Annotated in this window: 27 protein-coding genes; 24 read left to right on the top strand and 3 right to left on the bottom strand. The window is 30.7% G+C overall.

Annotated features, from left to right (window positions below; translation table 11 throughout):
* Window position 1: 1 nt before the first annotated feature.
* The 4 genes from pknB to FAY47_RS02610 all read left to right on the top strand — a co-directional run bounded on the left by pknB (window position 2) and on the right by FAY47_RS02610 (window position 4,267).
* A complete protein-coding gene (gene pknB, locus FAY47_RS02595) occupies window positions 2-1,984 on the top strand; it encodes a Stk1 family PASTA domain-containing Ser/Thr kinase (RefSeq protein WP_143314858.1) in 1,983 nt (660 codons plus the stop codon).
* Window positions 1,985-2,118: 134 nt separating this feature from the next.
* On the top strand, window positions 2,119-2,988 hold the full coding sequence (gene rsgA, locus FAY47_RS02600; RefSeq protein ID WP_143314859.1) for a ribosome small subunit-dependent GTPase A: 870 nt from the start codon (window positions 2,119-2,121) through the stop codon (window positions 2,986-2,988).
* On the top strand, window positions 2,982-3,632 hold the full coding sequence (rpe, locus tag FAY47_RS02605; protein WP_143314860.1) for a ribulose-phosphate 3-epimerase: 651 nt from the start codon (window positions 2,982-2,984) through the stop codon (window positions 3,630-3,632). The genes rsgA and rpe overlap by 7 nt, the downstream gene beginning before the upstream one ends.
* Window positions 3,632-4,267 carry a thiamine diphosphokinase gene (locus tag FAY47_RS02610; RefSeq protein WP_143314861.1) on the top strand — a complete coding sequence of 212 codons (636 nt, stop codon included), beginning with the start codon at window positions 3,632-3,634 and terminating at the stop codon, window positions 4,265-4,267. The genes rpe and FAY47_RS02610 overlap by 1 nt, the downstream gene beginning before the upstream one ends.
* Before the next feature lie 246 nt (window positions 4,268-4,513).
* On the opposite strand, the gene rpmB is transcribed toward FAY47_RS02610, so the two are convergent.
* Window positions 4,514-4,705, bottom strand: a complete 192-nt coding sequence (gene rpmB / locus FAY47_RS02615; RefSeq protein WP_143314862.1) for a 50S ribosomal protein L28 — start codon at window positions 4,703-4,705, stop codon at window positions 4,514-4,516.
* Between the two features lie 195 nt (window positions 4,706-4,900).
* On the opposite strand from rpmB, the gene FAY47_RS02620 reads away from it, so the two are divergent.
* The 6 genes from FAY47_RS02620 to FAY47_RS02645 all read left to right on the top strand — a co-directional run bounded on the left by FAY47_RS02620 (window position 4,901) and on the right by FAY47_RS02645 (window position 10,695).
* Window positions 4,901-5,251, top strand: coding sequence for an Asp23/Gls24 family envelope stress response protein (locus FAY47_RS02620; protein ID WP_143314863.1), 351 nt, complete (start codon window positions 4,901-4,903; stop codon window positions 5,249-5,251).
* Window positions 5,252-5,260: 9 nt separating this feature from the next.
* Window positions 5,261-6,901 (top strand): DAK2 domain-containing protein, encoded by a 1,641-nt coding sequence (locus FAY47_RS02625; protein ID WP_143314864.1) that lies wholly within the window; start codon window positions 5,261-5,263, stop codon window positions 6,899-6,901.
* Window positions 6,902-6,963: 62 nt separating this feature from the next.
* On the top strand, window positions 6,964-8,997 hold the full coding sequence (recG, locus tag FAY47_RS02630) for an ATP-dependent DNA helicase RecG (protein WP_143314865.1): 2,034 nt from the start codon (window positions 6,964-6,966) through the stop codon (window positions 8,995-8,997).
* Between the two features lie 90 nt (window positions 8,998-9,087).
* Window positions 9,088-9,636 carry a 16S rRNA (guanine(966)-N(2))-methyltransferase RsmD gene (rsmD, locus tag FAY47_RS02635; RefSeq protein WP_243129521.1) on the top strand — a complete coding sequence of 183 codons (549 nt, stop codon included), beginning with the start codon at window positions 9,088-9,090 and terminating at the stop codon, window positions 9,634-9,636.
* 11 nt (window positions 9,637-9,647) lie between these two features.
* A complete protein-coding gene (gene coaD, locus FAY47_RS02640; RefSeq protein ID WP_143314867.1) occupies window positions 9,648-10,130 on the top strand; it encodes a pantetheine-phosphate adenylyltransferase in 483 nt (160 codons plus the stop codon).
* Window positions 10,131-10,149: 19 nt separating this feature from the next.
* Window positions 10,150-10,695, top strand: coding sequence for an ATPase (locus FAY47_RS02645; RefSeq protein WP_143315101.1), 546 nt, complete (start codon window positions 10,150-10,152; stop codon window positions 10,693-10,695).
* Here FAY47_RS02645 and ylbJ read toward each other — a convergent pair.
* Together ylbJ and FAY47_RS02655 are read right to left on the bottom strand one after the other, a co-directional pair.
* On the bottom strand, window positions 10,675-11,853 hold the full coding sequence (ylbJ, locus tag FAY47_RS02650) for a sporulation integral membrane protein YlbJ (protein WP_143314868.1): 1,179 nt from the start codon (window positions 11,851-11,853) through the stop codon (window positions 10,675-10,677). The two genes, FAY47_RS02645 and ylbJ, sit on opposite strands and share 21 nt — an antisense overlap.
* 53 nt (window positions 11,854-11,906) lie before the next feature.
* Window positions 11,907-13,112 (bottom strand): nucleotidyltransferase, encoded by a 1,206-nt coding sequence (locus tag FAY47_RS02655; RefSeq protein WP_143314869.1) that lies wholly within the window; start codon window positions 13,110-13,112, stop codon window positions 11,907-11,909.
* A 218-nt stretch (window positions 13,113-13,330) separates the two neighbouring features.
* Between FAY47_RS02655 and pta the strand changes: the two genes are divergently transcribed.
* The 14 genes from pta (at window position 13,331) to FAY47_RS02725 (ending at window position 26,617) form a co-directional block, all read left to right on the top strand.
* Window positions 13,331-14,332 carry a phosphate acetyltransferase gene (pta, locus tag FAY47_RS02660; RefSeq protein WP_143314870.1) on the top strand — a complete coding sequence of 334 codons (1,002 nt, stop codon included), beginning with the start codon at window positions 13,331-13,333 and terminating at the stop codon, window positions 14,330-14,332.
* A gap of 65 nt (window positions 14,333-14,397) precedes the next feature.
* Window positions 14,398-15,594 carry an acetate kinase gene (locus FAY47_RS02665; RefSeq protein ID WP_143314871.1) on the top strand — a complete coding sequence of 399 codons (1,197 nt, stop codon included), beginning with the start codon at window positions 14,398-14,400 and terminating at the stop codon, window positions 15,592-15,594.
* 98 nt (window positions 15,595-15,692) lie between these two features.
* Window positions 15,693-16,202, top strand: a complete 510-nt coding sequence (locus tag FAY47_RS02670) for a DUF177 domain-containing protein (RefSeq protein WP_143314872.1) — start codon at window positions 15,693-15,695, stop codon at window positions 16,200-16,202.
* A gap of 2 nt (window positions 16,203-16,204) precedes the next feature.
* Window positions 16,205-16,387, top strand: a complete 183-nt coding sequence (gene rpmF, locus FAY47_RS02675; protein WP_143314873.1) for a 50S ribosomal protein L32 — start codon at window positions 16,205-16,207, stop codon at window positions 16,385-16,387.
* Window positions 16,388-16,440: 53 nt separating this feature from the next.
* Window positions 16,441-17,439: a phosphate acyltransferase PlsX gene (gene plsX / locus FAY47_RS02680; RefSeq protein WP_143314874.1), complete on the top strand. Its 999-nt coding sequence runs from the start codon at window positions 16,441-16,443 to the stop codon at window positions 17,437-17,439.
* 84 nt (window positions 17,440-17,523) lie between these two features.
* The gene (acpP, locus tag FAY47_RS02685) at window positions 17,524-17,754 is read left to right on the top strand and encodes an acyl carrier protein (RefSeq protein WP_143314875.1); all 231 of its coding nucleotides are present in this window, start codon (window positions 17,524-17,526) and stop codon (window positions 17,752-17,754) included.
* Between the two features lie 105 nt (window positions 17,755-17,859).
* Window positions 17,860-18,558 carry a ribonuclease III gene (gene rnc, locus FAY47_RS02690; protein WP_143314876.1) on the top strand — a complete coding sequence of 233 codons (699 nt, stop codon included), beginning with the start codon at window positions 17,860-17,862 and terminating at the stop codon, window positions 18,556-18,558.
* Window positions 18,551-19,558, top strand: coding sequence for a radical SAM protein (locus FAY47_RS02695; RefSeq protein ID WP_143314877.1), 1,008 nt, complete (start codon window positions 18,551-18,553; stop codon window positions 19,556-19,558). Before rnc ends, FAY47_RS02695 begins: the two co-directional genes overlap by 8 nt.
* Window positions 19,559-19,796: 238 nt before the next feature.
* Complete coding sequence (gene smc / locus FAY47_RS02700) at window positions 19,797-23,354, top strand: chromosome segregation protein SMC (protein ID WP_143314878.1); 3,558 nt, start codon at window positions 19,797-19,799, stop codon at window positions 23,352-23,354.
* A gap of 10 nt (window positions 23,355-23,364) precedes the next feature.
* On the top strand, window positions 23,365-24,276 hold the full coding sequence (gene ftsY, locus FAY47_RS02705; protein WP_143314879.1) for a signal recognition particle-docking protein FtsY: 912 nt from the start codon (window positions 23,365-23,367) through the stop codon (window positions 24,274-24,276).
* A gap of 82 nt (window positions 24,277-24,358) precedes the next feature.
* Window positions 24,359-24,688: a putative DNA-binding protein gene (locus FAY47_RS02710; RefSeq protein WP_143314880.1), complete on the top strand. Its 330-nt coding sequence runs from the start codon at window positions 24,359-24,361 to the stop codon at window positions 24,686-24,688.
* 18 nt (window positions 24,689-24,706) lie between these two features.
* Window positions 24,707-26,062 (top strand): signal recognition particle protein, encoded by a 1,356-nt coding sequence (gene ffh / locus FAY47_RS02715; RefSeq protein ID WP_143314881.1) that lies wholly within the window; start codon window positions 24,707-24,709, stop codon window positions 26,060-26,062.
* Window positions 26,063-26,097: 35 nt separating this feature from the next.
* Window positions 26,098-26,343, top strand: coding sequence for a 30S ribosomal protein S16 (gene rpsP / locus FAY47_RS02720; RefSeq protein WP_143314882.1), 246 nt, complete (start codon window positions 26,098-26,100; stop codon window positions 26,341-26,343).
* A 46-nt stretch (window positions 26,344-26,389) separates the two neighbouring features.
* The gene (locus tag FAY47_RS02725; RefSeq protein ID WP_143314883.1) at window positions 26,390-26,617 is read left to right on the top strand and encodes a KH domain-containing protein; all 228 of its coding nucleotides are present in this window, start codon (window positions 26,390-26,392) and stop codon (window positions 26,615-26,617) included.
* Window positions 26,618-26,669 lie beyond the last annotated feature (52 nt).

Consider the following 26,669-nt stretch of genomic DNA (forward strand, 5'->3'; position numbering starts at 1 on the left):
TATGATAGGAGAAATATTAGGAAACAGGTATGAGATATTAGAGCAAATTGGTGAAGGCGGAATGTCAATAGTATATAAAGCTAGATGCAATAAGCTTAATAGAAATGTAGCTGTAAAAATACTTAAAAAAGAATTATCTGGTAATGAAGATATTGTTAATAAATTTAAAAGAGAAGCTACTGCAATAGCTACTTTATCTGATAATAATATCGTTAATGTTCTTGATGTAGGAACTCAAGAGGAACTTAACTATATAGTAATGGAGTATGTTCAAGGTAAGACTTTAAAGGAAGTCATAAAGGAATTTGGTAAGCTAAATTATGAAACTACCATAAAGATAGGAACGCAAATTGCAAAAGCTTTAGAATGTGCTCACAAGAACAACATTATTCATAGAGATGTTAAACCACAGAATGTACTAGTAACAGAAGATGGAGTGATAAAAGTTACTGACTTTGGTATAGCTAAATCTGCTGATTCAGCAACATTAACTAATACAACTACAATTATGGGTTCTGCGCAATATTTTTCCCCAGAGCAAGCAAAGGGAAGTTTTGTAGATACAAGAACTGACATATATTCATTAGGAATAGTTTTATACGAAATGGTTACAGGAAAATTACCATTTGAAGCAGATTCTCCTGTAACAATAGCTTTAAAACATATTCAAGAGGAAGTAGTTCCTCCAAAACAAATAAATTCAAGAATTCCTGATAGCTTAAATAAGTTAATACTTAAAGCAATGGAAAAAGATCCAAATAAAAGATATCAAACAGCAAAAGAGCTTATTAACGATCTTCAAAAAATTAAGGAAGATCCAAACGCCGTTATAGATAAGGTTGAAGATGATAATGATGGTCGTACAATTGTTATGCCAGCAGTAAATCCAGCGGTAAATGATCTTCCAGAAAACAAAGAAGTTGATGAAGATGATTATGACGAAGATGAGGATTACTACGATGAGGATGAAGATGACTATTATGACGACGAGGATGAATCACCAAAGAAGGATAAGAGTAAAAAGAATAAGAACAAGAAGAAGCTTATAATTGGTATTGTAGCTGCAGCGGCATTATTGCTTTTAGTTGGATTATCTTCATTTTTATTATTTGGAGGAGGAAGTTCTGCTTCAGCAGAAGAAGTAAAAGTTCCAGATATTAAAGGTATGACTTTAGATGATGCGAAGGAAGCTTTAACTAAGGCTGGACTAGTTTTAGAGGAAGCAGGAACAGAAAAGAGTAGTGAAAAAGAGAATACTGTACTAGAAGTGAATCCTGACGTTGGAAGTTCTGTTAAGAAGGGGGATAAGATCAGGGTTATAGTAAGTGCTGGTGAAACAAAGATTAAAGTTCCTGATTTAACTGAGAATTCTCTCGATGAAGCTATTGTAATATTAAAGAAAAGCAAGTTAACTTATGAAGTAACTAAAGAATCTAGTGATTCTGTTCCAAGTGGAGAAGTTATAACTACTAATCCAGCGCCAGGTACAGAAGTTGCAGAAAACGCTAAGATAACTATTGTTGTAAGTACTGGACCTGATATAAAGTATGCTAAGGTACCAAGTTTAAAGGGACTTTCAAGAGATGCAGCAGTAGCAGCTTTAGCAAAAGCAGGTTTAGAAGCAGATGTAAATACTGTCGATACAACTGATAAAAATAGTGATGGTAAGGTAATCAGTATTTCTAATCAAGCGGGAGAATCCCTAAAGCAAGGTTCAACAGTGACTATTAATATAGGTCAATATAAAGAACCAGAGAAAAAGAAAATAGATACTAGTAAAATTTTAAGTGCAGGTATGTCTAGGGAAGCAGCTCTAGCAGCTGTAAAGGCAGCTGGATTAACTCCAAATGCTAATGATGGAACTGGCGCATTAGAAAGTTGGGATAAAGGATTATACGAAGAAGGTTCTTCAATTACTTTAAAATTTAAGCAGGAAACAAAACCTACAGACCCAAATCAAACTAATCCACCTAAACAACAATAATTTAGTTAAGTATGAAGAGTAAAGCTGTGTTGCTTTACTCTTTTTAATAATCAATTTAGAATTATTATTTAATTTGCAATTATACTTGAAATTTGGTTATTATATATAGAAGGAAATATTTTTTTGGAGGTACTATGGAAGGTAAAATAATTAAAGGTATAGGTGGCTTCTACTATATAAAAACAGCTGAAGGAATAATAGAATGCAAAGCGAGAGGAAAGTTTCGTCATAAGGATATGAAGCCTATGGTAGGAGATAATGTTACAATAAAAGTAGAAAATGGAAAAGGTGTCATTGAAGAAATTCATGAAAGATGCTCAGAACTTATAAGACCAACTGTAGCTAATGTAACATTAGCCTTTGTTGTTTTTGCAATAAAAAATCCGGATTTAAATTATGATTTATTAAATAGATTTTTGGTGTTATGTGAAAGTAATAATATTGAAACTATAGTTTGTTTAAATAAAGTTGATTTGGTTTCAGAAGAAGAAAGAGAAGAAGTAAAGAGTAAGATAAATGATATAGGGTACGAAGTGTTATTCATTAATGCCAAAAAAGGTATAGGAGTAGATACTCTCAGAGAAAGAATGAGAGATAATGTTACTGTTCTTTGTGGACCTTCTGGTGCAGGAAAATCTACTTTAATAAATACATTAACTGAAAGAGATCACATGGAGACAGGAGTTGTTAGTGAGAAGATAGGGAGAGGAAAACATACTACAAGGCATAGTGAACTTATAGAAGTAGATAATGGTTTTATTGTAGACACACCAGGATTTTCTACTTTAGATGTTTCATTTATGGAAAAAGACCAATTAAAGTATTGTTTTCCAGAGTTTGAAGACTTAAATGATTCATGTAAGTTTAGAGGATGCCTTCATTATAAAGAACCAAACTGTTCTATAAAAAAAGCCGTTGAAGAAGGTAAAATTAATAAACATAGATATGAATTTTATATAAAAACATTAGAAGAAATTATTGAAGGGGGAAAATATAAATGGTAATGATAGCGCCATCTATACTATCAGCTGATTTTTCAAAGCTTGGTGAGGATGTAGAAAGAATAGCAAAAGGAGGAGCTGATTGGATTCATATAGATGTTATGGATGGGCAATTTGTTCCAAATATAACTTTGGGGGCACCTATAGTGAGAGCTCTAAGAAATAGAACAGATAAAGTATTTGATGTTCATTTAATGGTAGAAGAACCAAGTAGGTTTATTGAAGATTTTGTAGCTGCAGGAGCAGATATAATAACAATACATTATGAAGCAGAAGTACATATAGACAGAGTAATTCAATTAATTAAATCAAAAGGAGTTAAAGTAGGAATTGCTTTAAATCCAGGAACACCTACATCTTTAATAAAAGATTTAATTAAAGAAATTGATATGGTTCTAATAATGTCAGTTAATCCTGGATTTGGCGGACAGAAGTTTATTTCATATTCACTAGATAAAATAAAAGAGATAAACGAATTGAAGAATAAATATAATAAAGAGCTATTAATTCAAGTTGATGGTGGAGTAGGCAATGAAAATATTGGTGATGTTGTAAATGCTGGTGCAACAGTTGTAGTTGCAGGGTCTGCTGTATTTAAAGATAATAAAGTTGAGGAAAATATAAAAAAATTAAAGGATAATGCATAATGAGAGCTATAGTAGTAAGTGGAGGCTATAAACCTTCAAAAGAACTTTTATTTAGTTACCTTAAAGAAGAAGATATAATTATTGGAGTAGATAAAGGGTGCAATTGTTTATATGATTATGGAATAAAACCTGATATAATTCTAGGAGATTTTGATTCTGCGAAGAAGGAAGTAATAGAAAGTTTTAAGATTGGTGGAAGTAAAGTTCTAACCTTTAATCCTGAAAAAGATTATACAGATACTGATTTAGGCTATGAGAAAGCAAAAGAAGAAGGAGCTGACGAAATACTATTATTTGGAGCTACAGGCAGTCGTGTTGATCATATGCTTGGTAATGTTGGAATTTTATTAAAAGCACTAAGAGAGAAGATTAAAGTAGAAATTATAGATGATTATAATAGAATTTTTTTAATAGATAAAGAAACTAGTATAAAAGGAAGTTATGGTGATACTATAAGTTTTCATGCACTTTCGGATACTGTGAAAAACGTTAATATAAGAGATGCTAAATATAAGTTGACTAATTATGATATAACTTTATTGGAGCCAAGAGCTATATGCAATGAATTTTTAAATAGTGATATTAAAATATCATTTGATTCAGGAATTATTATGGTAATTTTCCCTTTAGATTAGAAATTATTAACATAAAATGTATCTTAGTTATATATATTATAATAAAGATATTTTTTATTAATTGATTTATGGGGGTATTATGAAAATATTTGCTATTAAGTTACCTAAATTCTTATCAAAATTTATTAGGTTTTTTATAAGAAAAAAGTAAACTACATAAAATAAATAAAATCTTGAGATATATTTAGTCTCAAGATTTTTTTGTAAATAAAAAAATGCATTATAAATGCATTTTTCTATTTGAACTTATATTGCTCTTTGAACCTTACCAGATCTTAAGCATCTTGTACAAACGTGAACTGTTTTTGGTGTTCCGTTAACTAAAGCTTTTACTCTCTTTATGTTAGGAGCCCAAGTTCTCTTTGATTGACGATGTGAATGGCTGAATTGTACTCCAGATACAACGCCTTTATTACATATCTCGCATCTTCTTGACACTTGAAAACACCTCCTTATTTAATGAAGATAATTCTCTTCAATAGGACAATAAAAATTTTAACACAATAAGTATAAAAAAATCAAGTGAAATATAAAATAATTTGAGGTATTATTTTAATATTAATAGATAAATCTTGAATATTATAAATTTCTAAGCTAAAATAGAAGATATGGAAAGAAAGAGGAGGAGTTGTAATGGTTGGATTTTCAAAAGAAAATGGAGATATACATTACTCTGATGAGGTCTTAGCTAAGATAGTTGGATTATCGACTATGGAATGCTATGGTGTAGTAGGGATGGTATCCAAAAATGCTGGAGAAGGTTTTTGGGAACTTATGAGAGTTGAGAATTTAAGTAAGGGAGTAAAAATATCACTTACTGAGGGAGATAGATTATGTATTGAATTATTTGTAATGGTGGAATACGGAACTAAAATTTCTGTGATAGCTAACAATATAATTCAAAAAGTTCGTTATAGCGTTGAAAACTTTACGGGGCTAAAAGTTTCATCAATAACAGTAAATGTGCAAGCGGTAAGAGTCTAGGAGGTAATGATGGAATATAAATCAATTAATGGCCGTGATTTTTATAACATGGTTGTAAATGCTAGTAATAGATTGTCAGAGGAAAGTGATTTTGTTAATGCGCTAAATGTCTTTCCAGTGCCTGATGGGGATACAGGAACAAATATGTCAATGACATTTAAAGCTGCAGTGAAAGAGATAGAAAACTTGAACTCAACATCTATTGGGGAAGTTTCAAAGGTACTTGCAAAAGGTGCTCTAATGGGAGCAAGAGGTAATTCTGGTGTAATTTTATCTCAAATACTTAGAGGAATTTCAAAGGGATTAGAAGGCCTTAATGAAGCAGATGCAGGTCAAATGATAGCAGCCCTAAAGCAAGGATCAAACGCTGCATATAAGGCAGTAATGAGACCTACAGAAGGTACAATTCTTTCAGTAATTAGAGCAACAGCTGAAGCTGGACTTGAAAGTAATAAAGTAGATGTGGCAGAACTTATGGAAGAAGTGACAAAAGCTGCAAAGGTAATGCTTGATAAGACACCAGATTTGTTGCCAGCTTTAAAGAAGGCTAAGGTTGTTGACTCTGGCGGAATGGGGCTATATATTATATTACAGGGGATGACAGCTGCTCTTAAAGAAGGGATACAAGCGGAAATAAAAGATATAAACATATCTTCTGGAGGAGTTGTTGGAGCACAAGTAACTTCTGATGCAGATATTAAATTTGGATATTGTACTGAATTTATTATATTAGGCGATGCTAATAAGGCAAAAAAATTCCAAGATGAAATAGAACATTTAGGTGATTCTATGATAGTTGTTGGTTATGAAGATGTAATTAAGGTTCATATTCATACAAATGATCCAGGAAATGTGTTATCAAAAGCCGTAAAGCTTGGGGAACTTTCAAAAATAAAAATAGATAATATGAGAGAGGAACATAGAGAACTTTTACTTAGTGAGCAAGAGATAAAAGAAAATACTGAAGTAAAAGAAGAGATAGCAGCTGAGGCTAAAAAATATGCTTTTGTTACTGTTGCTATGGGAAGCGGAATTACAAACATATTTAAAGATCTTGGAGTAGATTATGTCATTGAAGGTGGTCAAACAATGAACCCTTCAACACAAGATATGCTTGAATGTATAAATAAGCTTAATGCTGAACATATATTTATATTGCCAAATAATAAAAATATTATTATGGCAGCATCTCAAGCAGCTGAAATAACTGATAAAGATGTTAGAGTTATTCCAACTACATCAATACAGCAAGGAATAACATGTGTTACTATGTTTAATGGTGATGCTGATGTTGATGATAATGAAGCAGAACTTAAAGAAATTATGAAATCTGTTAAAACTGGATCTATTACATATGCTGTAAGAGATACAGAAATAGATGGACTTGAGATTAAAGAGAATAATATTCTTGGATTAGTTGAAGGCAAGATTAAGGAAGTTGGAGAAGATAAGTTTGAAGTTTCTGAAAAAGTACTTGCAGATATAATAGATGAAGATAGTGAACTTATAACTTTATTCTATGGTAAGGATGTTAGTGAAGATGAAGTAAATAGTTTTGTTTCAAGACTAGAAGAAAAGTATGAGAATTTGGATATTCAATGCTACAAGGGTGATCAGCCTTTATATTACTTCTTAATGGCTGTAGAATAAAATCAGTATAAATATATGAAAAAGCACCTTTGGTGCTTTTTGTGTTTTGGAGGAGAAAAAGTATGGATATATATAGTCCTGTTTCAAGTATTAAGGGGGTAGGACCTAGAGTATTAGAAAAATTGAATAAAGCTGCAATATTTAATATTCTTGATTTGCTTTTGTATTTTCCAAGAGATTATGAGTTTTTAAGTGGAAATCCAGAATTTGAAGAAATAGATTCTGAGACAAGGCAGATATTGACATGCAAAGTTGTAGCAATAAAGAAAGATGTAAGAACTAGAACAGGTAAATTTTTATCAACCATTGAATTTGAATATAAAGGTCATAAAGTTGATTGCAAGTGGTTTAATCAACCATATATTAAAAATAGTTATAGAGTAGGGAATTCTTATAATCTTATGGGAAAGTTCAAAAGAGTAGGAAATATTCTTGAAATTATAAATCCTACATTGGGTAATAGAGATGCGTTAACTAGTGAAATAAAACCAATATATACTTTAAGAGGAGAATTAACAGATAAGTTAATTACAAAATTAGTAATGAGTGTTCTTGATATTGTAGATATTGGTGAGAATCTACCTAAACGCCTTTTAGATAAATATAATTTAATATCACTTGATGAAGCTATTAGAGAAATTCATTTTCCAAAGAATAGAGAGATTTTAGGTATGTCCATTACAAGACTTAAGTTTCAAGAGTTATTTGCATATTCAATGAAGTTACTTTTACTAAAAAATAAAATAAAGAAGAGTAATAATGGTATGAGTTTTCCTTGGAATAATAAATTGAATGAATTAAAGGCGGCTCTTCCTTTTAATTTAACAGAAGCACAGGCTAAAGTAGTTCGAGAGATATTAAGAGATCAAAAAAGTCCATATCCAATGAATAGATTAGTTCAAGGAGATGTAGGAAGTGGAAAAACAATAGTTGCATTAATTGCAATTTATAATACCTACACAAATGGATATAAGTCTGCCTTCATGGTACCAACAGAGATACTTGCCAACCAGCATTATGAAGAAACTAAAAAATTGCTATCTCAGTTTAATGTTGAAATAGAACTATTAACCGGAAGTACATCAAATAAGGAGAAAAAAAGAATTAAAGAAAGAATTAAAGAAGATAAACCATTAGTAGTAATAGGTACTCATGCTTTGATACAAGAGGATGTTGAATTTAATAAATTAGGACTTGTTGTTACAGATGAACAACATAGATTTGGGGTGGAGCAGAGGAGTAAATTAATTAATAAAGGAAAGAGGGCTGATGTAATTGTAATGACAGCTACTCCTATTCCTAGAACTTTAGCACTATATCTTTATTCAGATTTAGATGTATCGGTCATAGATGAACTTCCACCAGGCAGAAAAAAAATTGATACTAGATTTTTTCAAGATAATTCAAGAAATAAGGCATATAATTTAGCTAAAGATGAAATAAAAAAAGGAAGACAAGTTTATATAGTTTGTCCTTTGATTGAAGAAGACGAAAAAGAACAATTAAATTCTGTTGAAAGCATATATAAAAAATTAAAAGATGGTGTATTTAGTGATGTTGATGTAGAGATTCTTCATGGGAAGATGAAAGCTTCAGAAAAGGATGAGATTATAGGGCGATTTAAAGATAATAAAACAAAAGTTCTGATTTCAACTACAGTAATTGAAGTTGGAGTTAATGTGCCTAATGCTTCAGTTATGATAATTGAAAATGCTGAAAGATTTGGGTTAGCACAATTACATCAATTGAGAGGAAGAGTTGGAAGAGGGCAGTATGAATCATATTGTATTTTAATAGCAAATGCTAAAAGCAATACTACTAAAAAGAGAATGACAATTATGACAGAATCAACTGATGGTTTCTTTATTTCAGAACAAGACCTAAAATTAAGAGGTTCTGGTGAAATGTTTGGTATGAAACAGAGTGGGCAAGAAGGGTTACTGTTAGCAGATATTTATGAAGATATAGATATTCTGAGATGTGCAAGAGGAGAAGCAAAACTGATTTTGGAGAATGAAGAACCTGGAAATAAAAGGATGGTTAAGGAAATATCATTAGGATTAGAGAAAAGTAGTAAGTACATTTGTTTCAACTAAAAAAACGTATTGTTGTATATTTTTTATAAATTGTATATACTTAGGTAATGTGATAAAATGTTTATGATATTACATCAAGGAGGACTAAAAGTGAGAATTATAGCAGGTAAGGCAAAAGGTCATAAGTTAATTTCACCAGAAACAATGGAAACTAGACCTACTTTAGATAGAGTTAAAGAAGCTATGTTCAGTTCAATACAAGGTTTTTTAAGAGATGCTGTAGTTGTTGATGTTTTTGCAGGAACAGGAAGTTTGGGATTAGAAGCAGCCAGTAGAGGTGCAAATGAAGTATATTTGGTTGATAAAAGTCCGGTTACTTTTCCTTTATTAAAACAGAATGTAGATAATTTAAATTTTAGCGATTTTTGTACTCCGCTTAATATGGATTCATACGAAGCTTTAAAGATGCTCAGTAAAAAGGGGAAAAAGTTTGACATAATATTTATTGATCCACCTTATTGCAAAGAGATGATTCCAGAAGCTATGAAGATAGTTAAGGAAGACGACATGCTTGTTGAAAATGGTATAGTGGTTACTAAAATAGACACTATTGAAGAAATATATGAAGGATATGAAGACTTAAAGCTTACAAAAAGTAAAAAGTATGGAAATACTACTGTATGTTTTTATCAATATTAAGGAGGATTATAATGAAAATTGCAGTATATCCAGGTAGTTTTGATCCAGTAACTTTAGGACATTTAGATGTAATAGCAAGAGGATCTAAGGTCTTTGATAAAGTTATTGTGGGAGTTTTAGTTAATGTTGATAAAAAAGGATTATTCAATATAGAAGAAAGAGTTGAATTGATAAAAAGAGTTACGAAAAATTTACCCAATGTAGAAGTCGTAAGTTTTGAAGGATTACTAGTGGATTTAATGAGAGAATATAGTGCACATGTAATATTAAAGGGATTAAGAGCTTTTTCAGATTTTGAATATGAATTTCAAATGGCTCTTATGAATAATAAATTAGATCCTGAGGTTGAGACTTTATTTATGATGACATCAGCTGATTATTCATATCTAAGTTCTTCGGCAGTTAAACAGGTTGCAAAGTTTGGAGGAATACTCAAAGGATTGGTTCCTGATGAGATTATTCCAGATATAACAAGAAAGATAAATGAAAAATAATTATGGATGGGGTGGAGTTATGAGTAAATCTATGGATGTAAATGTTGTTGAATTACTTGAATATCTTCAAGATTTAATTGAAAATTCTCCGAAAGTGCCAATAAGCGGAAAAACTATGGTGGATAGAAAAGAAATTTTAGATGTTATTGATCAAATAATAAATTATCTACCGGACCAATTTAAAAAGGCTCAATGGGTAATGAATGAGAAAGACAGAATCATAGGTGAAGCGAAAAAAGAATATGAAGCTGTAAAAAAAGAAACAATAGAGATGATGAGACAGAATGTTGAAAATCATGATGTTGTTAAGGAAGCTAAAGTAAGAGCCCAAGAAATAGTATCGGCAGCAAAGAGAGAAGCTAAGGCTATGAGGCTGGGAGCAAGAGATTATTGTGATGAGATATTAACTGAATTGGATAGAGAAATAGTAGAAAAGAAGGCAGAGCTAATTAAATCTCTTCAAACAAGTTTTGAAGGAGTTGCTGGGGAGATAGATAAAAATTTAAATGGTACTAGCTCTACCATTAAGGAAAATATTAAGGAATTAAGAGATATGAAAAAATAGTTTTTTTATTCCTTTTAAAGTAAGTGTGATAGCCAATAAAGTAATTAATGGAATAAAGTACATAAATGTAGGGATTGTTGCCTCATCACAAGTGAATATTGAAGAGGCGTTAACACTTCCTAAAAACAAATAGGAAACTATTAAAGTTATAAAAAAACTTATTATTCCTTGCAATAACTTTATTAGAGAATACTTAATTAGGGAAATTTTATCTTTGCTAATAAATGAACTAGCTTGTGCTATTATACATAATCCGGAAAAAGAGCATAAAAAGCTTATTGTGCTTAACTTAATAGGAAGAATAAGATTGGATGTAGCGATTAAGTTACATCCATTTGTTATTTCTATGCTGCCTAGTATAACAGAATACAATGAATTAACTGGAATATGCATTAGTAACTCTATTTTGTTGAAAAACATATCTAAATTAGCGCTATGTTTTATTATTCCTATAATTATTGAGAAAATTACTATAAATCCTCCAATTGATATTGTGGTATTAATTGCTTGATCTAAAGATTCTTTTAAAATCTCACCAAAGTTTTTACCAGCGTGAAATTTTGGTATGGGTATGTTTGTCTTTTTATAAATATTATGTTTTTTAGTAAGAATTCCTATAATAATAGGAGAAATATAATTAGCTATAAGTAGTAAATATGAAAGTTTTATATTACCAAGCATAGCTGTTCCTATTGGACCTATAATAAATAGCGGCCCACAATTTGTTGCGATATTTAGTAATCTAGTATATTCATCTCTGTCTATATATCCCAAGTTGTAAATGTCAGAAGAATATTTTGCGCCAAGAGGATACCCGCATAAAATGCTTGCGGTAATAGGAAAGGAGCAATTCTTAGATAAGCCTAAGGGTTTGCAAAATAGTGGGCCTAAAAATTTAGAGTATAAACCAATTCCATCATAGGAAATTAGCAAATTACATATTAAAGTGAAAGGAAGAACAGTTGGTAATATAGATTTAAACCACAACTTGCAGCCGTCTATTGCTGATTTCATAGATTGTTCTAGATTAATTAAGAAAACAACAATCATTATGCTTATAAAAAAGCATATAATATAGTTTTTTTTAAGATTTATCATTTTAAACAATATTGGTATTAATATAATTATTAAAAGCCATAAGAAAACAATGCTAATCATGAAATCACCCCATTCATAGTATTTATATTTCTTATGACTTAATTATATTATAGTTACTTTAAAAATATTGGACTTTTATAATAATCATCGTATGGTGAGATAGAATCGTTAAGTATAGAAAAAGCCTTTGTACCAAGCAAATCAATTTCTAATTTTGTATCATTAATGTTTTTTGGAACCTTAGTAATTATGCTAATCTGATTTTTTTTCTTGATTTCTTTCAAAATCTTACTTCCAGTAGTGTTAAAAGCTAATGGTCTTATGTAATTCGTATTTTCTTTTATTAAATCTTCATAATTATAATTATCTAACCCTATAAAAAATGAAATTAATATTCTATTAATTCTTGTATATGTATATCTTTTACTTTTTATTTTTAAAATTAGTTCATTTAGATTTTTTGCATTAGAAATTTCTTTTAAAATTTTATTTTCAAGTCCTTCTTTTACGCCGAAAACTTTGTTAATCTTTTCACCTTCGGTGAGGATTTTATACTTTAAAAAAGAGAAAATATCATTTCCTTCTACAAACTTGTAATTTTTTTTAACAAGTTTATCTAGTATAGAGTAACTTGCTTCTGGCAATAAAGTTTTAAGTTTTGATAAATCTTTTGATTCATGTAAACATGCTCGTATTGATGTTGCAGAAGGATAGTTGCTATTTATTTCAGTATCATTATAGTTAGAACCAATTCTCTTTAAAGTTTTAGGAACAATAGTGCTATCAATTTTTTTTAGGGCTTTAATATATTCTATAGCTAATATATTATTAGAGTTTGATAGAATTTCGGAACAAGGTACACTTGGCAAAAAAATATTTAAAGCTAGACTTCTTGCTGTGTGAAAAGGGAGTCCTTTTTTTAATTCTTCTTTTAATTTGAGTTTGAAAGCTTCTGGTTCTCTTAGTAAAGTATGGGCAATAAGTTCTAAGTCTTCAATTCTACCGTGCTCACTTCCGAAATATACATTTCTAATAACACCTGTTTTATTAAGAATTTTAATAGCACCTTCAGCAAAAGCTTCGGCTGAGGAAATTGAATAAACTAATGGTAGCTCAATAACAAGATCGACGCCATTTTTTACAGCCATTTCAGCTCTGCTCCATTTATCGGTTATGGCTGGAATACCTCTTTGCATAAAGTTTCCGCTCATTATGCATATAACTCCATCACAGCCAGTATCATTTTTGGCACTTTTTAGATGATGTAAGTGCCCTAAATGAAAAGGATTATATTCAGTAATTATTCCTGTGATATTCATAAAAAATCCTCCTTTTTTAGGATAAACTTATAGTAATTATAACATATTAAATATTAAAGAAATTGATTGTGAATAAATAAACGTTATCTGATAATTAAGACAATTAAAAATCTAAAGACTTTAGCAAAATAGGGGATTTTCGAGAATTTTATGTTGAAATTATTATTGTCTTAGGAGTATAGTATATATTAATAAGGAGTTTTGAAAGGAGAAAAACTATGGAACTTATGAACAAAATTTTGGAAGTAGCAAAATCAGATAAAAAGAGAATCGTACTTCCAGAAGGAAATGAAGAAAGAACAATAACAGCTGCACAACATATACAAGCACAAGGCTTTGCATATCCAGTGTTAGTAGGTGATGATAAAGAAATATTAGATAAAGCAAATGAGTTAGGGGTAGACTTAACTGGAGTAGAAATAGTGAATCCAGAAAAGTCTGATAGACTTCAAGCGTATATTGAAAGCTTTTATGAATTAAGAAAAAATAAGGGGATGACTATAGAAAAGGCAGAAAAAATAGTTAGAGACCCATTATACTTTGGAACAATGATGGTAAAACTTGATGATGCTGATGGAATGGTATCAGGTGCTATACACACAACTGGAGATCTTTTAAGACCAGGTTTGCAAATAATTAAAACTGCACCAGGTGTATCAGTAGTATCAAGCTTTTTTATAATGATGGTACCAGGATCAAACTATGGAGAAGAAGGAATGCTATTATTCTCTGATTGCGCGGTTAATCCAAATCCAAATGAAGATCAATTAGCTGCAATTGCTATTGCAACAGCAGAAACTGCTAAAAATTTATGTAAAATAGATCCAAAGGTTGCAATGTTATCATTCTCAACAATGGGAAGTGCTGATGGTGATTTAGTAACTAAAGTTAGAAATGCCACAGAAAAAGCTAAAGAATTAAGACCAGACTTATTGATAGATGGTGAATTGCAATTAGATGCTGCTATAGTTAAAAAAGTTGCAGATCAAAAAGCTCCTAATAGTAAAGTGGCTGGAAAAGCAAATGTTTTAGTTTTCCCAGATTTACAAGCTGGAAATATTGGGTATAAGTTAGTTCAAAGATTTGCGAATGCAGAAGCAATTGGACCAATATGTCAAGGGTTTGCTAAACCTATCAACGATTTATCAAGAGGCTGTAGCTATGAAGATATAGTTAAAGTAGTAGCTATTACAGCAGTTCAAGCACAAAGCGTAAAATAATATTAGATATAGATATAGATATAGATATAGATATAGATATAGATGTATATAAGGGGGATTTACTAATGAAAGTTTTAGTTATTAACTGTGGAAGCTCTTCACTTAAGTATCAACTTATTGATATGACAAATGAAGAATTACTGGCTCAAGGGTTAGTTGAAAGAATAGGAATTGCTGGATCGATTTTAACTCAAAAAGTAAGTGGTAAGGGCAAGTATATAATAGAAGAGCCAATGAATGATCATAAGGATGCAATCAAACATGTGGTAAATGCTTTAATTCATGATGAGCATGGTGTTATTAAGAATATGGATGAAATATCAGCAGTTGGACACAGAGTTGTTCATGGAGGAGAAAAATATTCAGAATCTGTACTAGTAAATGATGAGGTTATGAGTTATCTAGAGGAGTGTGTTAAGCTAGCTCCTCTACATAATAGACCAAATATAATAGGGATAGAAGCATGTAAATCTTTAATGCCCAATGTACCTATGGCTGTAGTGTTTGATACTGCTTTCCATGGAACAATGCCAGAAAAAGCATTTTTATATGCTCTTCCATATGAATTATATGAAAAACATTCAATAAGAAAATATGGATTCCATGGTACAAGCCATAAATATGTTTCTAGAAAAGTTGCAGAAGTTATGGGTAGAGATGTTGAAGATCTAAAGATAATTACTTGCCATATAGGGGCTGGAGCTAGTATTGCTGCAGTTAAAGGTGGAAAGTCTATTGATACAACAATGGGATTCACTCCACTTGACGGTGTAATTATGGGAACTAGAACAGGAAGCATAGACCCTGCGATAGTAATATATTTAGTTAAGGAACTTGGCTATTCTATAGATGAAGTTAATGAAATTTTAAATAAGAAATCTGGACTTCTTGGTATTACAGAAATGAGTTCAGATATGAGAGATATAAAAGAAGCTGCATATAAAAAAGGAGATAAGAGAGCTCAACTTGCAATAGATATGTACACATATAGCATAAAAACTAAGATAGGTGCATATTCAGCTGCAATGGGTGGAGTAGATGTTATAGTATTTACTGCAGGCGTTGGAGAAAATTCTTTTGAAACAAGAAGAGACATTTTAGAAGATCTTGAATATTTGGGTATTAAGTTAGATAGTGAAAGAAACAACGTAATGGGTGAAACAGCTCTTATTACAACAGATGATTCAAAGGTAAAAGTTTATGTAATTCCAACTAATGAGGAGTTAATGATAGCTAAAGAAACAGTAGATTTGTTAAAATAAGTCCTTGACTTTTTTCCTGTGGCTTTATATAATGAATTGTGTTTATTCAGTAAATATTTTAGCTAAGGAGTGAAAATGCTCTTTAATGAGCAGTTTTTATGAAGATACAATTTTCAGATTTAATATCTAAAAGAGAAAGAAGAAAGAGTATTTCCTATAAGTTTAGCCTTGAACCTTTTTATTTTGAAGGAGACAAGATTAGACCTATTTCAGAGATAGAAGTAGATGGAGTTGCTATCTCAGATAATGAAATAGTAGTTATAAAAGCTCATATTAATGTTCAGTTAGAACTAATTTGTTCTAGATGCTTAGAGGCCTTTATCTATCCAGTAGATATTGATATAGAAGAAAGGTTTACAACTGATATAAATCTTCGTGAAGAAGAAGAAATAACTTTTGTAGATGATGATGTTTTAGACATCACTGAAATTGTTGAAAGTTCAATTATTTCAACCTTGCCTATAAAAAGACTTTGCAGGAAAGATTGCAAAGGACTTTGTCAAAGTTGCGGTATTAATTTAAATAAGGAAACTTGCAACTGCAGTAGCGATGATTATGATCCTAGGCTAGAAGGCTTAAGAGCATTGCTAAATAATAAGGAGGTGTAAGCATGGGAAATCCAGCAAGAAAGACATATAAAGCTAAAAGAGATTCAAGAAGAGCTCAAACATTCAAAGCGAGCATTCCTGGTATAATTGAGTGTCCTCAATGCCATGAAATGAAACTTGCTCATAGAGTATGTAAAAATTGTGGTTACTATAAGGGTAAAGAAGTAGTAGTTACTGAAGAATAAAGAAAGTCTTATGACTTTCTTTTCTTTTATATATAGAAAAAGGAGAGAAAATTATGAAGATAGCTATTGACGGAATGGGCGGAGATAATGCACCACAAGCCGTAGTAGATGGAGTGGTTCAAGCTATAGAGGAAAATAGTGATATAGAAATTTACATTACTGGTCCAAAAGATAAAATTGAAGCAGAGCTTTCAAAATTTAATTATCCTAAAGAAAAGATAACAGTAATTGATGCTACAGAAGTTATTTCACCTAATGAACATCCTGTAATGGCACTTAGAAAGAAGAAGGACTCTAGTATTGTAAAGGCTTTGGATTTGGTCAAATCTGGGGAATGCGAGGCTATTATTTCGGCAGGGAGTACAGGAGCTTTCTTAGCAGGGTGTACCCTTATTGTTGGAAGGATTAAAGGGGTTGAAAGAGCAGCTTTAGCACCAATAATGCCTGGTAGAAAAGGAAACTTTATGGTAGTAGATGCAGGAGCTAATGTAGATTGTAAACCATCTTATCTTGTCCAATTTGCACATATGGGGAAAATATACTATGAAGCTATGTTTAATAATAAAAGCGCTACAGTTGGATTGATAAATATAGGTGCTGAAGAAGAAAAGGGAAATGACTTAACAAAGAATACATATAAACTTCTAAAGGAAGAAAATTTGAATTTTATTGGTAATGTTGAACCAAGAGATATTCCTAAAGGAGAGGTTAATATTTTGGTAGCGGATGGTTTTGTTGGTAACACTGTTTTAAAGATGTATGAAGGTTCTGCTTTAAGTTTATTAGGAATAATAAAAGATGAAATTTATTCTGCGCCGCTAATTTCCAAGATAGGAGCAGCCCTTTTAAAACCTGTGTTTAAGAAGTTGATGGTTAAATTTGATTACGAAGAGGTTGGAGGAGCTCCTTTTTTAGGTGTTAATGGTATATGTATAAAAGCACATGGAAGCTCTGATGGAAAAGCTTTTAAGAATGCTATTAAACAAACAAAGATATTTAGCGAAAAAAAGATCTTGAAAAAAATTCAAGCTGAGATTGGTGAAAAAAATTAAAAATCTCTTTTTTTTAAAAGTCGTATTGACGAATATATTTATATATACTATTATCTAAATGAAAGGACTTTGGAGGTGAATACGATGTTTGAAAAAATACAAGAAATTATAGCTGATAAATTAAGCGTTGATGCTCAAGATATTACTTTAGATTCATCATTTATAGATGATTTAAATGCAGATTCATTAGATATTGTAGAACTTATAATGGCGTTAGAAGATGAATTAGATTTAGAGATTCCGGATGAAGATGTTGAAGGCTTTAAAACAGTTGGAGACGTTGTTAATTATGTAAAAGCACATCACGAGGAATAATGTAATCCCGCAACTTTCGCGGGATTTTAATTTTATTTAGTTTATTCTTGAATTTATTAGAAAACTCTAAAAATTGAAGAATAAACTTTTAGAGGAGAGTATTAAATGAATAATTTTAATTTAACTGTGGTAGAGGAAACTATAGGGGTTAAGTTTAATAATGATAAGTTAATTAAGATTGCGTTAACACATAGTTCATATGCAAAACAATTTAAAGATGGTTCATATAATGAAAGACTTGAATTTTTAGGCGATTCCGTTTTGCAATTATGTATAACTGAATATTTATTTACTAACTATAAAAGTAAGGCAGAAGGTGAGTTAACGAAACTTAGAAGTTTAATTGTATGTGAAAACTCACTTTACATAGTAGCTCAAAAACTGAAGTTAGGCAATTTTATTAGGATGAGCAGAGGGGAAGAATTAACAGGAGGTAGAGAGAGAACATCAATTCAAGCAGATGCTGTTGAAGCTGTTATAGCTGCTATTTATCTAGATAGAGGGATTGAAGAAGCTAGCAAATTTATTTTAAGAGAATTTAAGGATTTAATAAATAAAGCTATTAAGAATAAGATAATCTTAGATTTTAAAACAAAACTTCAAGAGCATCTCCAAGTGAATGGAGAAGTTGATATAAACTATGAATTGGAGAAATATGAAGGACCACCACATAACAGAAGATTTTTTGTTAATGTATTAGTAGGTAATAAAGAGATGGGAAGAGGTTCTGGACTAAGTAAAAAGGAAGCAGAACAAAATGCAGCCAAAAAGGCACTTATAAGTTTGGAGGTAATTGATGAGTAAGAATTATTATATTATTCCTATCTTTGTTCCTCATGAAGGTTGTCCTCATGATTGCGTTTTTTGTAATCAAGATAGAATAACAGGAGTAAAAGATAAAGTAACAGCTGATACAGTGTATAATATAGTAAATGAGTATCTAAAGACAATTAATAGAGAAAATTCAACAGTTGAAATATCATTTTTTGGAGGTACTTTTACAGGTATTAAAGAAGAAAAACAAAGAGAATTGCTAAAGGTTGCTAAAGAATATAAAGATAAGGGATTAATAGATAAAATAAGAATGTCAACTAGACCAGATTATATAGATGACTATATATTATCATATCTAAAAGAATATGATGTTGATATTATAGAGTTAGGAGTTCAATCTTTAGATGATTCTGTATTAATTGCAGCAGGAAGAGGTCATACTGCAGCTGAAGTAGAAAAGGCATCTAAACTAATAAAAAAGTATGGAATAGTACTTGGACATCAAATTATGCCTGGACTTCCTAATGATAGTTTTGAGAAGGATATAATATCAGTTAAAAAATCTATTGAAATGAAACCAGATATATGCAGAATATACCCTTCTTTAGTTATAAAAGATACTCCGATGGAAATTATGTACAATAGAGGCGAATATATCCCTTACTCATTGGAAGAAGCTGTGGAGATATGTAAGGTTTTGTATAAGCTTTATAATGATTCGCATATAAATGTTATAAGAATAGGGCTTCAACCAACCGATGATATATCAGAAGGAAAAGATGTAGTTGCGGGTCCTTTCCACCCAGCTTTTAGAGAGTTAGTTGAAGGTAGCATATTAGCAGATAAAGTTAGAGATGAATTAAAAGAAAGTTATAAAGGTATAATTAAAATAAACAAAAGAGATTTAAGTAAACTTTATACAAATAGAAAGTTTTATTTTAATAAACTAGTTGATGAAGGTTACAAGCTAAAGGTAGTGACGAGTGATGATATCCTTAGAGGAGATATAATAATAGAAAAAGATTGCTAACTTTAAATTTGGCTGCTTCAAATAAATCTTTTATTTGAAGCAGTCCTTTTTTATTGAGAGAATAGATAATATTGAAATTATTATGTTTTTACTATAAACTTAGACTAGAAGAATAGGAGTGGTTAGTGTGAAGAGACAAACAAGACAAAAAATTATGTATGTTCTTACAATATTATTAGTTATTATTTTTATTGCTGGATTGCTTCCAACTATATTTAGATAATAAGGAGTGAATAGATTGTTTTTGAAATCTCTTGAGATAAGAGGGTTTAAATCCTTTGCAGATAAAACAGAGTTAAAATTTAAAAAGGGTGTAACAGCGGTTGTAGGGCCTAATGGCAGTGGTAAAAGCAATATATCTGACTCCGTAAGATGGGTTTTAGGAGAACAAAGTGTAAAAACTCTTAGAGGAGGTAAGATGGAAGATGTTATTTTTGCAGGGACTCAGTTTAGAAAGCCTGTAGGATTAGCACAAGTTTCACTGACTTTAGATAATGAAGATGGTACCCTTTCAACCGATTATAATGAAGTAACAGTTTCTAGAAGAATATTTAGATCAGGGGAGACTGAATACTTAATAAATGGAACAAAGTGTAGATTGAAAGATATAACTCAGTTGTTTATGGATACTGGTATAGGAAAAGAAGGTTATTCTTTAATTGGACAAGGTAAAATTGAAGCTATTTTAAGTGGAAAGCCGGAAGAAAGAAGGGCCTTACTTGAAGAAGCTGCGGGTATAGTTAAATATAAATCTAGAAAAGAAGAAGCTGAAAAGAAGTTATCAAATACAGATGACAATTTAGTTAGAATAAGGGATATTATTTCTACCTATGAAGAGAGAATAGAGCCGTTAAGAGTTGAAAGAGAAAAAGCTTTGAAATATAAAGAAATATCAGATGAGCTTAAAGAGAAGGAAGTTTCTATATTAGTTCATAACATAAAACAAATTGAAGAAATTTTGAATGGTTGTATAGAAGATGTTACTAAAGGCCAAAATAGCCTAAGTAGAAAGAAAGAAGCATTAGTTGAAGAAAAAGAAAAGCTAAGGATTTTAGAAGAATCTATAGAGAATTTAGAAAAGAAAACATCTGAAGAAAAGGCTGAGTATTATGGAAAGAAAGAAGAAATATCACAGATTTCTAATGATATAGAAATATATAAAGAGAGAATTAAGAACCTAGAAAGTATAATTGAAAAAAATTGTATAACAATAGAAGAGGTTAAGAACAAGATTCTTAAACTTTTTGAAGACAAGCATAATGCAGAAATGGAATTATACCAAAAGTTAGAAGAGCAAAAAGTTAAAGAAGAAGAAATTATTAAAGTTGAAAATAATAATGTCGAGTCAATAGATAAAATTTCAGAAATAGAGAATCAAATAAAAAGGTTAAAGGATGATGAACTTGAACTGTTAAAGGGATATTCTGAAATTAGTAATTCTATAGTTCTAATTAAAAATGATTTAACTTTAAAGAAAGAAAAAATTGAAATTGCTGAGGCGGCTCTTGTATCTACGGAAGGAAATATTAAAATTAATGTAGCTACATTAGAAAGTCTTAAAGAAAAGCTTGAAAAAAGCAAGTCTGAAGTAAGAACTATAGAAACTTCTATTATAGACAAAAAGAAAGAAATAGCTAGTTTAAGTGGGAAGATTACAAAAAAAGAGAGTGAGATCAGGAATTTAAATAAAGCAATAAATGAGATAGAAGCAAATAAAAATATTTTGACTAACTTAGAAAAGCATTACGAAGGTTATAACAGATCTGTAAAAATATTAATGGAGAGAATTGATAAAGGTTATATTCCAGAGGCAAATGGCACAAAGGTAGTTGGAGAAGTGTTTAATGTTAAAAAAGAGTATGAAACAGCTATTGAAATAGCGTTAGGTGCTGGGATTTCAAATGTTATAACAGATAATGATAAAGTAGCTAAAGATCTTATTAACTATTTAAAGAAAAATAATTTAGGTAGAGCTACATTTTTACCTTTAAATAATATTAGGGGAAACATACTACAGTTAGACAATTCAATAAAGAGCATGAATGGTTTTGTTGGAATTGCTTCTGAGATTGTTGAATATGATAAAAAGTATGAAAAAGCTATTAACAATCTTTTGGGAAGAACCATAGTATGCACTGATATGGATGCTGCTTTAGCTATATCAAAACGTGGGAATAACAGCTATAGAATAGTGACTTTAAGTGGAGAAATAATAGCACCAGGAGGAGCTTTAACTGGAGGTAGTATTCATACAAAAAATGCTAATATATTAGGAAGAAAGAGAGAAATTGAAACTTTAGGTGAAGAATTAGAAATAAAGAAAGCTGAATTATCTAAGGAATTAGATGTGTTTGAAACTTTAAAACTAAATCTTAAAGAGTTAGATGAAGAAATTTTAAATTGTAGAGATGAAGTTCATTTTAAAAATGTTGAAGTTGCTAAAAATGAAAGTGAAATAGGTGTTTTAAAAAATGAAATAGAGAAACTAACTCATAGTATCCAGGTTTCTAATGGAGAGATAAAAAGAAATGAAGACGATATTGAAAAATTAAAAATCTCATTGAGTGAAAAGGAAAATGAGTTAAATAATTTAGAAGGGCAAAAATCTTCAAATAAAGATAAAATTTTAGAATTAGATACAACTTTGTTAAATTCAAGAGACAAGGTGAATGAAGCTCGCGAGAAGTTGACTGAATTAAAGGTAAACAAAGCTTCATTAGATGAAGTTATATTAAATAAAACAAATGAAATTTCAAGAGTTGATTTTGAAGTAAATGAGAATAATTTGAGAATTAAAAAGATGGAAGAGGAAAATACAAATAATGAACAACGCATTAGTGAATTGGGCGGAAGAGTTTCTTCAAAGGCAGAAGATATTAGACTTATTGAAGAGCGAATTAAGCATTTAGAAGAGTTGTTTAAAGAGGAAGAGTTCCGAAAAGAAAAGCTTAAGGAAGACTTTAGAAAAAAGGATAGTTTAATTAATGAATCCTTAGATATAATAAATAAGGAAGAAGGAGAACTTAATAAGAAAGAAGTTCAAAAAGCAAAAAGTGAGATGGAAAAGGATAATCTTTATACAAAATTAAACGAGGAACTTAATCTTACTTTTGCAGAAGCTTTAGAAATAGCTAAAGAGGTTTTTGATGTTAATAGTTTAAAAGACCATATTTCAAGCTTAAAGCGAAAAGTAACAGCACTTGGAATAGTAAATTTAGCAGCTATTGAAGAGTATGAAGAAATAAAAGAAAAATACGAATTTATGTCTTCTCAAGAAAAGGACTTAGAAATGGCTAAGAAAGAACTTTTAGAAGTTATTGATGAAATGACATCTAGTATGAAGGTAATGTTTAAAGAAAACTTTAAGATTCTTAATAGAAACTTTGATATTACTTTTAAGGAGTTATTTAAAGGTGGAAGTGCTGAACTTATATTATCAGAAGGTGATGAACTTACTGCTAATATAGATATTAATGTTGAACCACCAGGAAAAAAACTTCAAAATATAAATCTTATGTCAGGAGGAGAAAAGGTATTATCGGCTATTGCATTATTATTTGCTATTTTGAAGATGAAGCCAACACCTTTCTGTATATTAGATGAGATAGAAGCCGCACTAGATGATGCAAATGTTTATAGATATGCAGAATTTCTAAAGGAATTTTCACATGGAACTCAGTTTATAGTTATTACCCATAGAAAAGGGACTATGGAAGCTAGTGATGTTATGTATGGTGTTACCATGGAAGAAAAAGGGGTTTCTAAAGTAGTTTCAGTTGATTTAAGTAAAAATTAGGAGGAAAGTTATGTTTGGAAATTTGTTTGATAAATTAAAATCTGGGTTAGCAAAAACAAGAGATGGACTAACAGATAAAATTAATGAGGCTCTTAAACTTGCAGTTACGATAGATGATGATTTGTATGAAGAATTAGAAGAGATACTTATAACATCTGATATAGGTATGGATACTACCTTAGAAATTATAGATAGACTAAAAACTAAGATAAGAAAAGAAAAAATTAATGATACAGAAGAAGTTTTGCCTGCTTTAAAGACAGTTATCAAAGAGATGCTTCTTGAGGGAAATGATGTCAAAGATAGTGGTGCTCAAAAGAAAGTTCTTTTGGTGATTGGAGTTAATGGTGTGGGTAAAACTACTTCAATAGGAAAATTGGCTTCAAAAAATAAAAAGGAAGGGAAGAAGGTTTTGTTGGCGGCAGCAGACACTTTTAGAGCAGCAGCTATTGATCAATTAGATATATGGAGTCAAAGGGCTGGGGTGGATATAGTTAAACATGGTGAAGGTTCAGATCCAGCTGCAGTTGTATTTGATGGTATTCAAGCAGCAAAAGCTAGAAATGTAGATTTACTTATTTGCGATACAGCAGGTAGACTTCATAATAAGAAAAATCTTATGAATGAGTTATCGAAGATAAACAGAATAATTGATAGGGAATATGGAGAAGAAAATAAAGAAACTTTGTTAGTTTTAGACGGAACAACAGGTCAAAATGCAGTAATACAGGCAAAACAGTTTATGGAGGCTTGTCCTATAGACGGTATTATTTTGACAAAGTTAGATGGTACTGCTAAGGGTGGGGTAGTTATATCTATAAAACAAACTTTGAATATCCCTGTAAGATATATAGGTGTAGGTGAAGGTGTAGATGATTTGCAAGAATTTGATGCAGAAAGTTTTGCAGAAGCGCTATTTTAAATAATTAAAGGTGTTAAGTAAAAATACTTGACACCAGTTTGAAAATTTGTTATTATCTCTTTTGTGGGTAAGGTGATTAAGAATGGAAGATAGGGTCGAAATTTCATTACTTATGGACTTTTATAGTCCACTATTAACTGAAAAACAACGTAACATTATGGAGTTATATTATAATGAGGATTTATCCTTAGCTGAAATAGCTGAACTGAATAACACAAGTCGTCAAGCTATCCATGATTTAATAAAAAGATGTTACAAGTTACTTTTATCTTATGAGAATAAACTTAACTTACTTCAAAAGAGTATGAATCGAGAAAATAGAATTATAGATTTCTTAGATAATTTAAAAGTTAAATATTCTATAAATGATAAAGAATATGAGACGTTAAAAAGTGAACTAGAGGATTTATAGTAAATTAGGAGGTTTAGTATGGCTTTTGAAGGATTAGGAGAAAAGCTTCAAGGAACTCTTAAAAAATTAAGAGGTAAAGGGAAGCTTAACGAAAAAGATATTAAAGAAGCTATGAGGGAAGTAAAACTAGCATTATTAGAGGCTGATGTAAACTACAAAGTTGTTAAAAACTTTGTTTCAAATGTTAGTAGCAAATGTGTTGGAGAAGAAGTTTTACAAAGCTTAACACCAGGTCAACAGGTAGTTAAAATAGTTAATGATGAGCTTACAAACCTTATGGGTGGAAGTGAGAGTAAAATTAATTATTCTAGCATGGGGCCTACAGTAATTATGCTTGTTGGACTTCAAGGTGCAGGTAAAACTACTATGTGTGGTAAACTTGCATTGGAACTTAGAAAGAACAATAAAAAACCTTTGCTTGTAGCATGTGATATATATAGACCAGCAGCTATAAAGCAATTGCAGGTTGTTGGTAAACAGATCGATGTTCCTGTATTTACTATGGGCGATAAAATATCACCAGTGGACATAGCTAAAGCGGCTATTAAACAAGGTAGAGAAGATGGCAATAATGTTATTATAATAGATACAGCTGGTAGACTTCACATAGATGAAGAACTTATGCAAGAGCTCAAAGATGTGAAGGAAAACATTAATCCAAATGAAATTTTGTTAGTTGTAGATTCAATGACTGGTCAAGATGCTGTAAATGTTGCAGAAAGCTTCAATAAAGAACTTGATGTTTCAGGTGTTATCTTGACAAAGCTTGATGGAGACACAAGAGGTGGTGCTGCTTTATCTATAAGGAGTATTACTGAAAAACCAATAAAGTTTGTTGGTGTCGGCGAAAAAATGAATGATTTTGAAGTTTTCTACCCAGATAGAATGGCTTCAAGAATTTTGGGTATGGGAGACGTATTGTCTTTAATAGAAAAGGCTCAGGAAGCTATTGATGAAAAAGAAGCTGGAGACTTAGCTAAAAAGATGATGGGCGCTGAACTGAATTTTGAGGATTTCCTTTCAGCTATGACTCAAATGAAAAAGCTTGGCCCAATAAATAAACTTTTAGAGATGGTTCCAGGTGTTGATTCTAGTGCTCTTGGGCAAATTGATGCTGAAAAGAGCGAAAAACAAATGGCTAAGACGGAAGCTATAATTTATTCTATGACATTAAAAGAAAGAAGAAATCCATCACTTGTAATAGGATCTTCTTCAAGAAAGAAGAGAATTGCATTAGGTGCAGGTACAACAATACAAGAAGTTAATAAACTTATTAAAGGCTATGAAACTATGAAGAAAAGTATGAAACAAATGAAGTCGCTGACCAAGAAGTCGAAAAAAGGATTATTTGGCAAGATGCCTTTCATGAGTTAAATATATAGATAACCTTTGAAGGAGGTGAAATAAACATGGCAGTAAAGATAAGACTTAGAAGAATGGGTGCTAAGAAAGCTCCTTTCTATAGAATAGTAGTTGCTGATTCAAGAAGTCCAAGAGATGGAAGATTTATCGAAGAAATTGGATACTACAACCCAGTTGTTAAACCAATAGAAGTTAAAGTTAATGAAGAAAAAGCTACTGAATGGTTAAAAAAGGGTGCTCAACCTACAGATGTAGTTAAGAGACTTTTCGACCAAGCAGGCCTTAACAAGTAATTTTTGGAGGTGAACGCTGTAAGCAGAATTTGTTTACAGGCACTATATGAAAGAATTAGTTGAGATAATAGCTAAATCCCTTGTTGATAAACCAGAAGATGTTCAGGTTAATGAAGTGGTTCAAGAAGAATCTATCATACTTGAACTTAAGGTTAATAAAGAAGATGTGGGAAAAGTTATAGGAAAACAAGGTAGAATAGCTAAAGCTATTCGAACTGTAGTAAAGGCTGCAGCAATAAAGGAAGAAAAAAAAGTAGTAGTAGAAATAATCTAAAATTAAGAGTTAGGTGTAGCCTAACTCTTTTTAGGCATACGAAAGAAATAAT

The sequence above is a fragment of the Clostridium sp. HBUAS56017 genome (genome assembly GCF_007115085.1).
GTDB lineage: Bacteria > Bacillota > Clostridia > Clostridiales > Clostridiaceae > Clostridium > Clostridium cibarium.

Excerpts from the sequence above, each read along its gene's own strand:
- FAY47_RS02695 (WP_143314877.1), top strand. The coding sequence starts at position 18,551 with ATGAGTAAGAATTATTATATTATTCCTATCTTTGTTCCTCATGAAGGT.
- rpmF (WP_143314873.1), top strand. The coding sequence starts at position 16,205 with ATGGGAAATCCAGCAAGAAAGACATATAAAGCTAAAAGAGATTCAAGA.
- ylbJ (WP_143314868.1), bottom strand. The coding sequence starts at position 11,853 with ATGATTAGCATTGTTTTCTTATGGCTTTTAATAATTATATTAATACCA.
- rpe (WP_143314860.1), top strand. The coding sequence starts at position 2,982 with ATGGTAATGATAGCGCCATCTATACTATCAGCTGATTTTTCAAAGCTT.
- acpP (WP_143314875.1), top strand. The coding sequence starts at position 17,524 with ATGTTTGAAAAAATACAAGAAATTATAGCTGATAAATTAAGCGTTGAT.
- plsX (WP_143314874.1), top strand. The coding sequence starts at position 16,441 with ATGAAGATAGCTATTGACGGAATGGGCGGAGATAATGCACCACAAGCC.
- rsgA (WP_143314859.1), top strand. The coding sequence starts at position 2,119 with ATGGAAGGTAAAATAATTAAAGGTATAGGTGGCTTCTACTATATAAAA.
- pknB (WP_143314858.1), top strand. The coding sequence starts at position 2 with ATGATAGGAGAAATATTAGGAAACAGGTATGAGATATTAGAGCAAATT.
- FAY47_RS02620 (WP_143314863.1), top strand. The coding sequence starts at position 4,901 with ATGGTTGGATTTTCAAAAGAAAATGGAGATATACATTACTCTGATGAG.
- recG (WP_143314865.1), top strand. The coding sequence starts at position 6,964 with ATGGATATATATAGTCCTGTTTCAAGTATTAAGGGGGTAGGACCTAGA.
- FAY47_RS02670 (WP_143314872.1), top strand. The coding sequence starts at position 15,693 with ATGAAGATACAATTTTCAGATTTAATATCTAAAAGAGAAAGAAGAAAG.
- FAY47_RS02645 (WP_143315101.1), top strand. The coding sequence starts at position 10,150 with ATGAGTAAATCTATGGATGTAAATGTTGTTGAATTACTTGAATATCTT.
- ffh (WP_143314881.1), top strand. The coding sequence starts at position 24,707 with ATGGCTTTTGAAGGATTAGGAGAAAAGCTTCAAGGAACTCTTAAAAAA.
- FAY47_RS02710 (WP_143314880.1), top strand. The coding sequence starts at position 24,359 with ATGGAAGATAGGGTCGAAATTTCATTACTTATGGACTTTTATAGTCCA.
- coaD (WP_143314867.1), top strand. The coding sequence starts at position 9,648 with ATGAAAATTGCAGTATATCCAGGTAGTTTTGATCCAGTAACTTTAGGA.
- pta (WP_143314870.1), top strand. The coding sequence starts at position 13,331 with ATGGAACTTATGAACAAAATTTTGGAAGTAGCAAAATCAGATAAAAAG.
- rpsP (WP_143314882.1), top strand. The coding sequence starts at position 26,098 with ATGGCAGTAAAGATAAGACTTAGAAGAATGGGTGCTAAGAAAGCTCCT.
- ftsY (WP_143314879.1), top strand. The coding sequence starts at position 23,365 with ATGTTTGGAAATTTGTTTGATAAATTAAAATCTGGGTTAGCAAAAACA.
- FAY47_RS02610 (WP_143314861.1), top strand. The coding sequence starts at position 3,632 with ATGAGAGCTATAGTAGTAAGTGGAGGCTATAAACCTTCAAAAGAACTT.
- FAY47_RS02725 (WP_143314883.1), top strand. The coding sequence starts at position 26,390 with ATGAAAGAATTAGTTGAGATAATAGCTAAATCCCTTGTTGATAAACCA.
- FAY47_RS02625 (WP_143314864.1), top strand. The coding sequence starts at position 5,261 with ATGGAATATAAATCAATTAATGGCCGTGATTTTTATAACATGGTTGTA.
- FAY47_RS02665 (WP_143314871.1), top strand. The coding sequence starts at position 14,398 with ATGAAAGTTTTAGTTATTAACTGTGGAAGCTCTTCACTTAAGTATCAA.
- FAY47_RS02655 (WP_143314869.1), bottom strand. The coding sequence starts at position 13,112 with ATGAATATCACAGGAATAATTACTGAATATAATCCTTTTCATTTAGGG.
- rnc (WP_143314876.1), top strand. The coding sequence starts at position 17,860 with ATGAATAATTTTAATTTAACTGTGGTAGAGGAAACTATAGGGGTTAAG.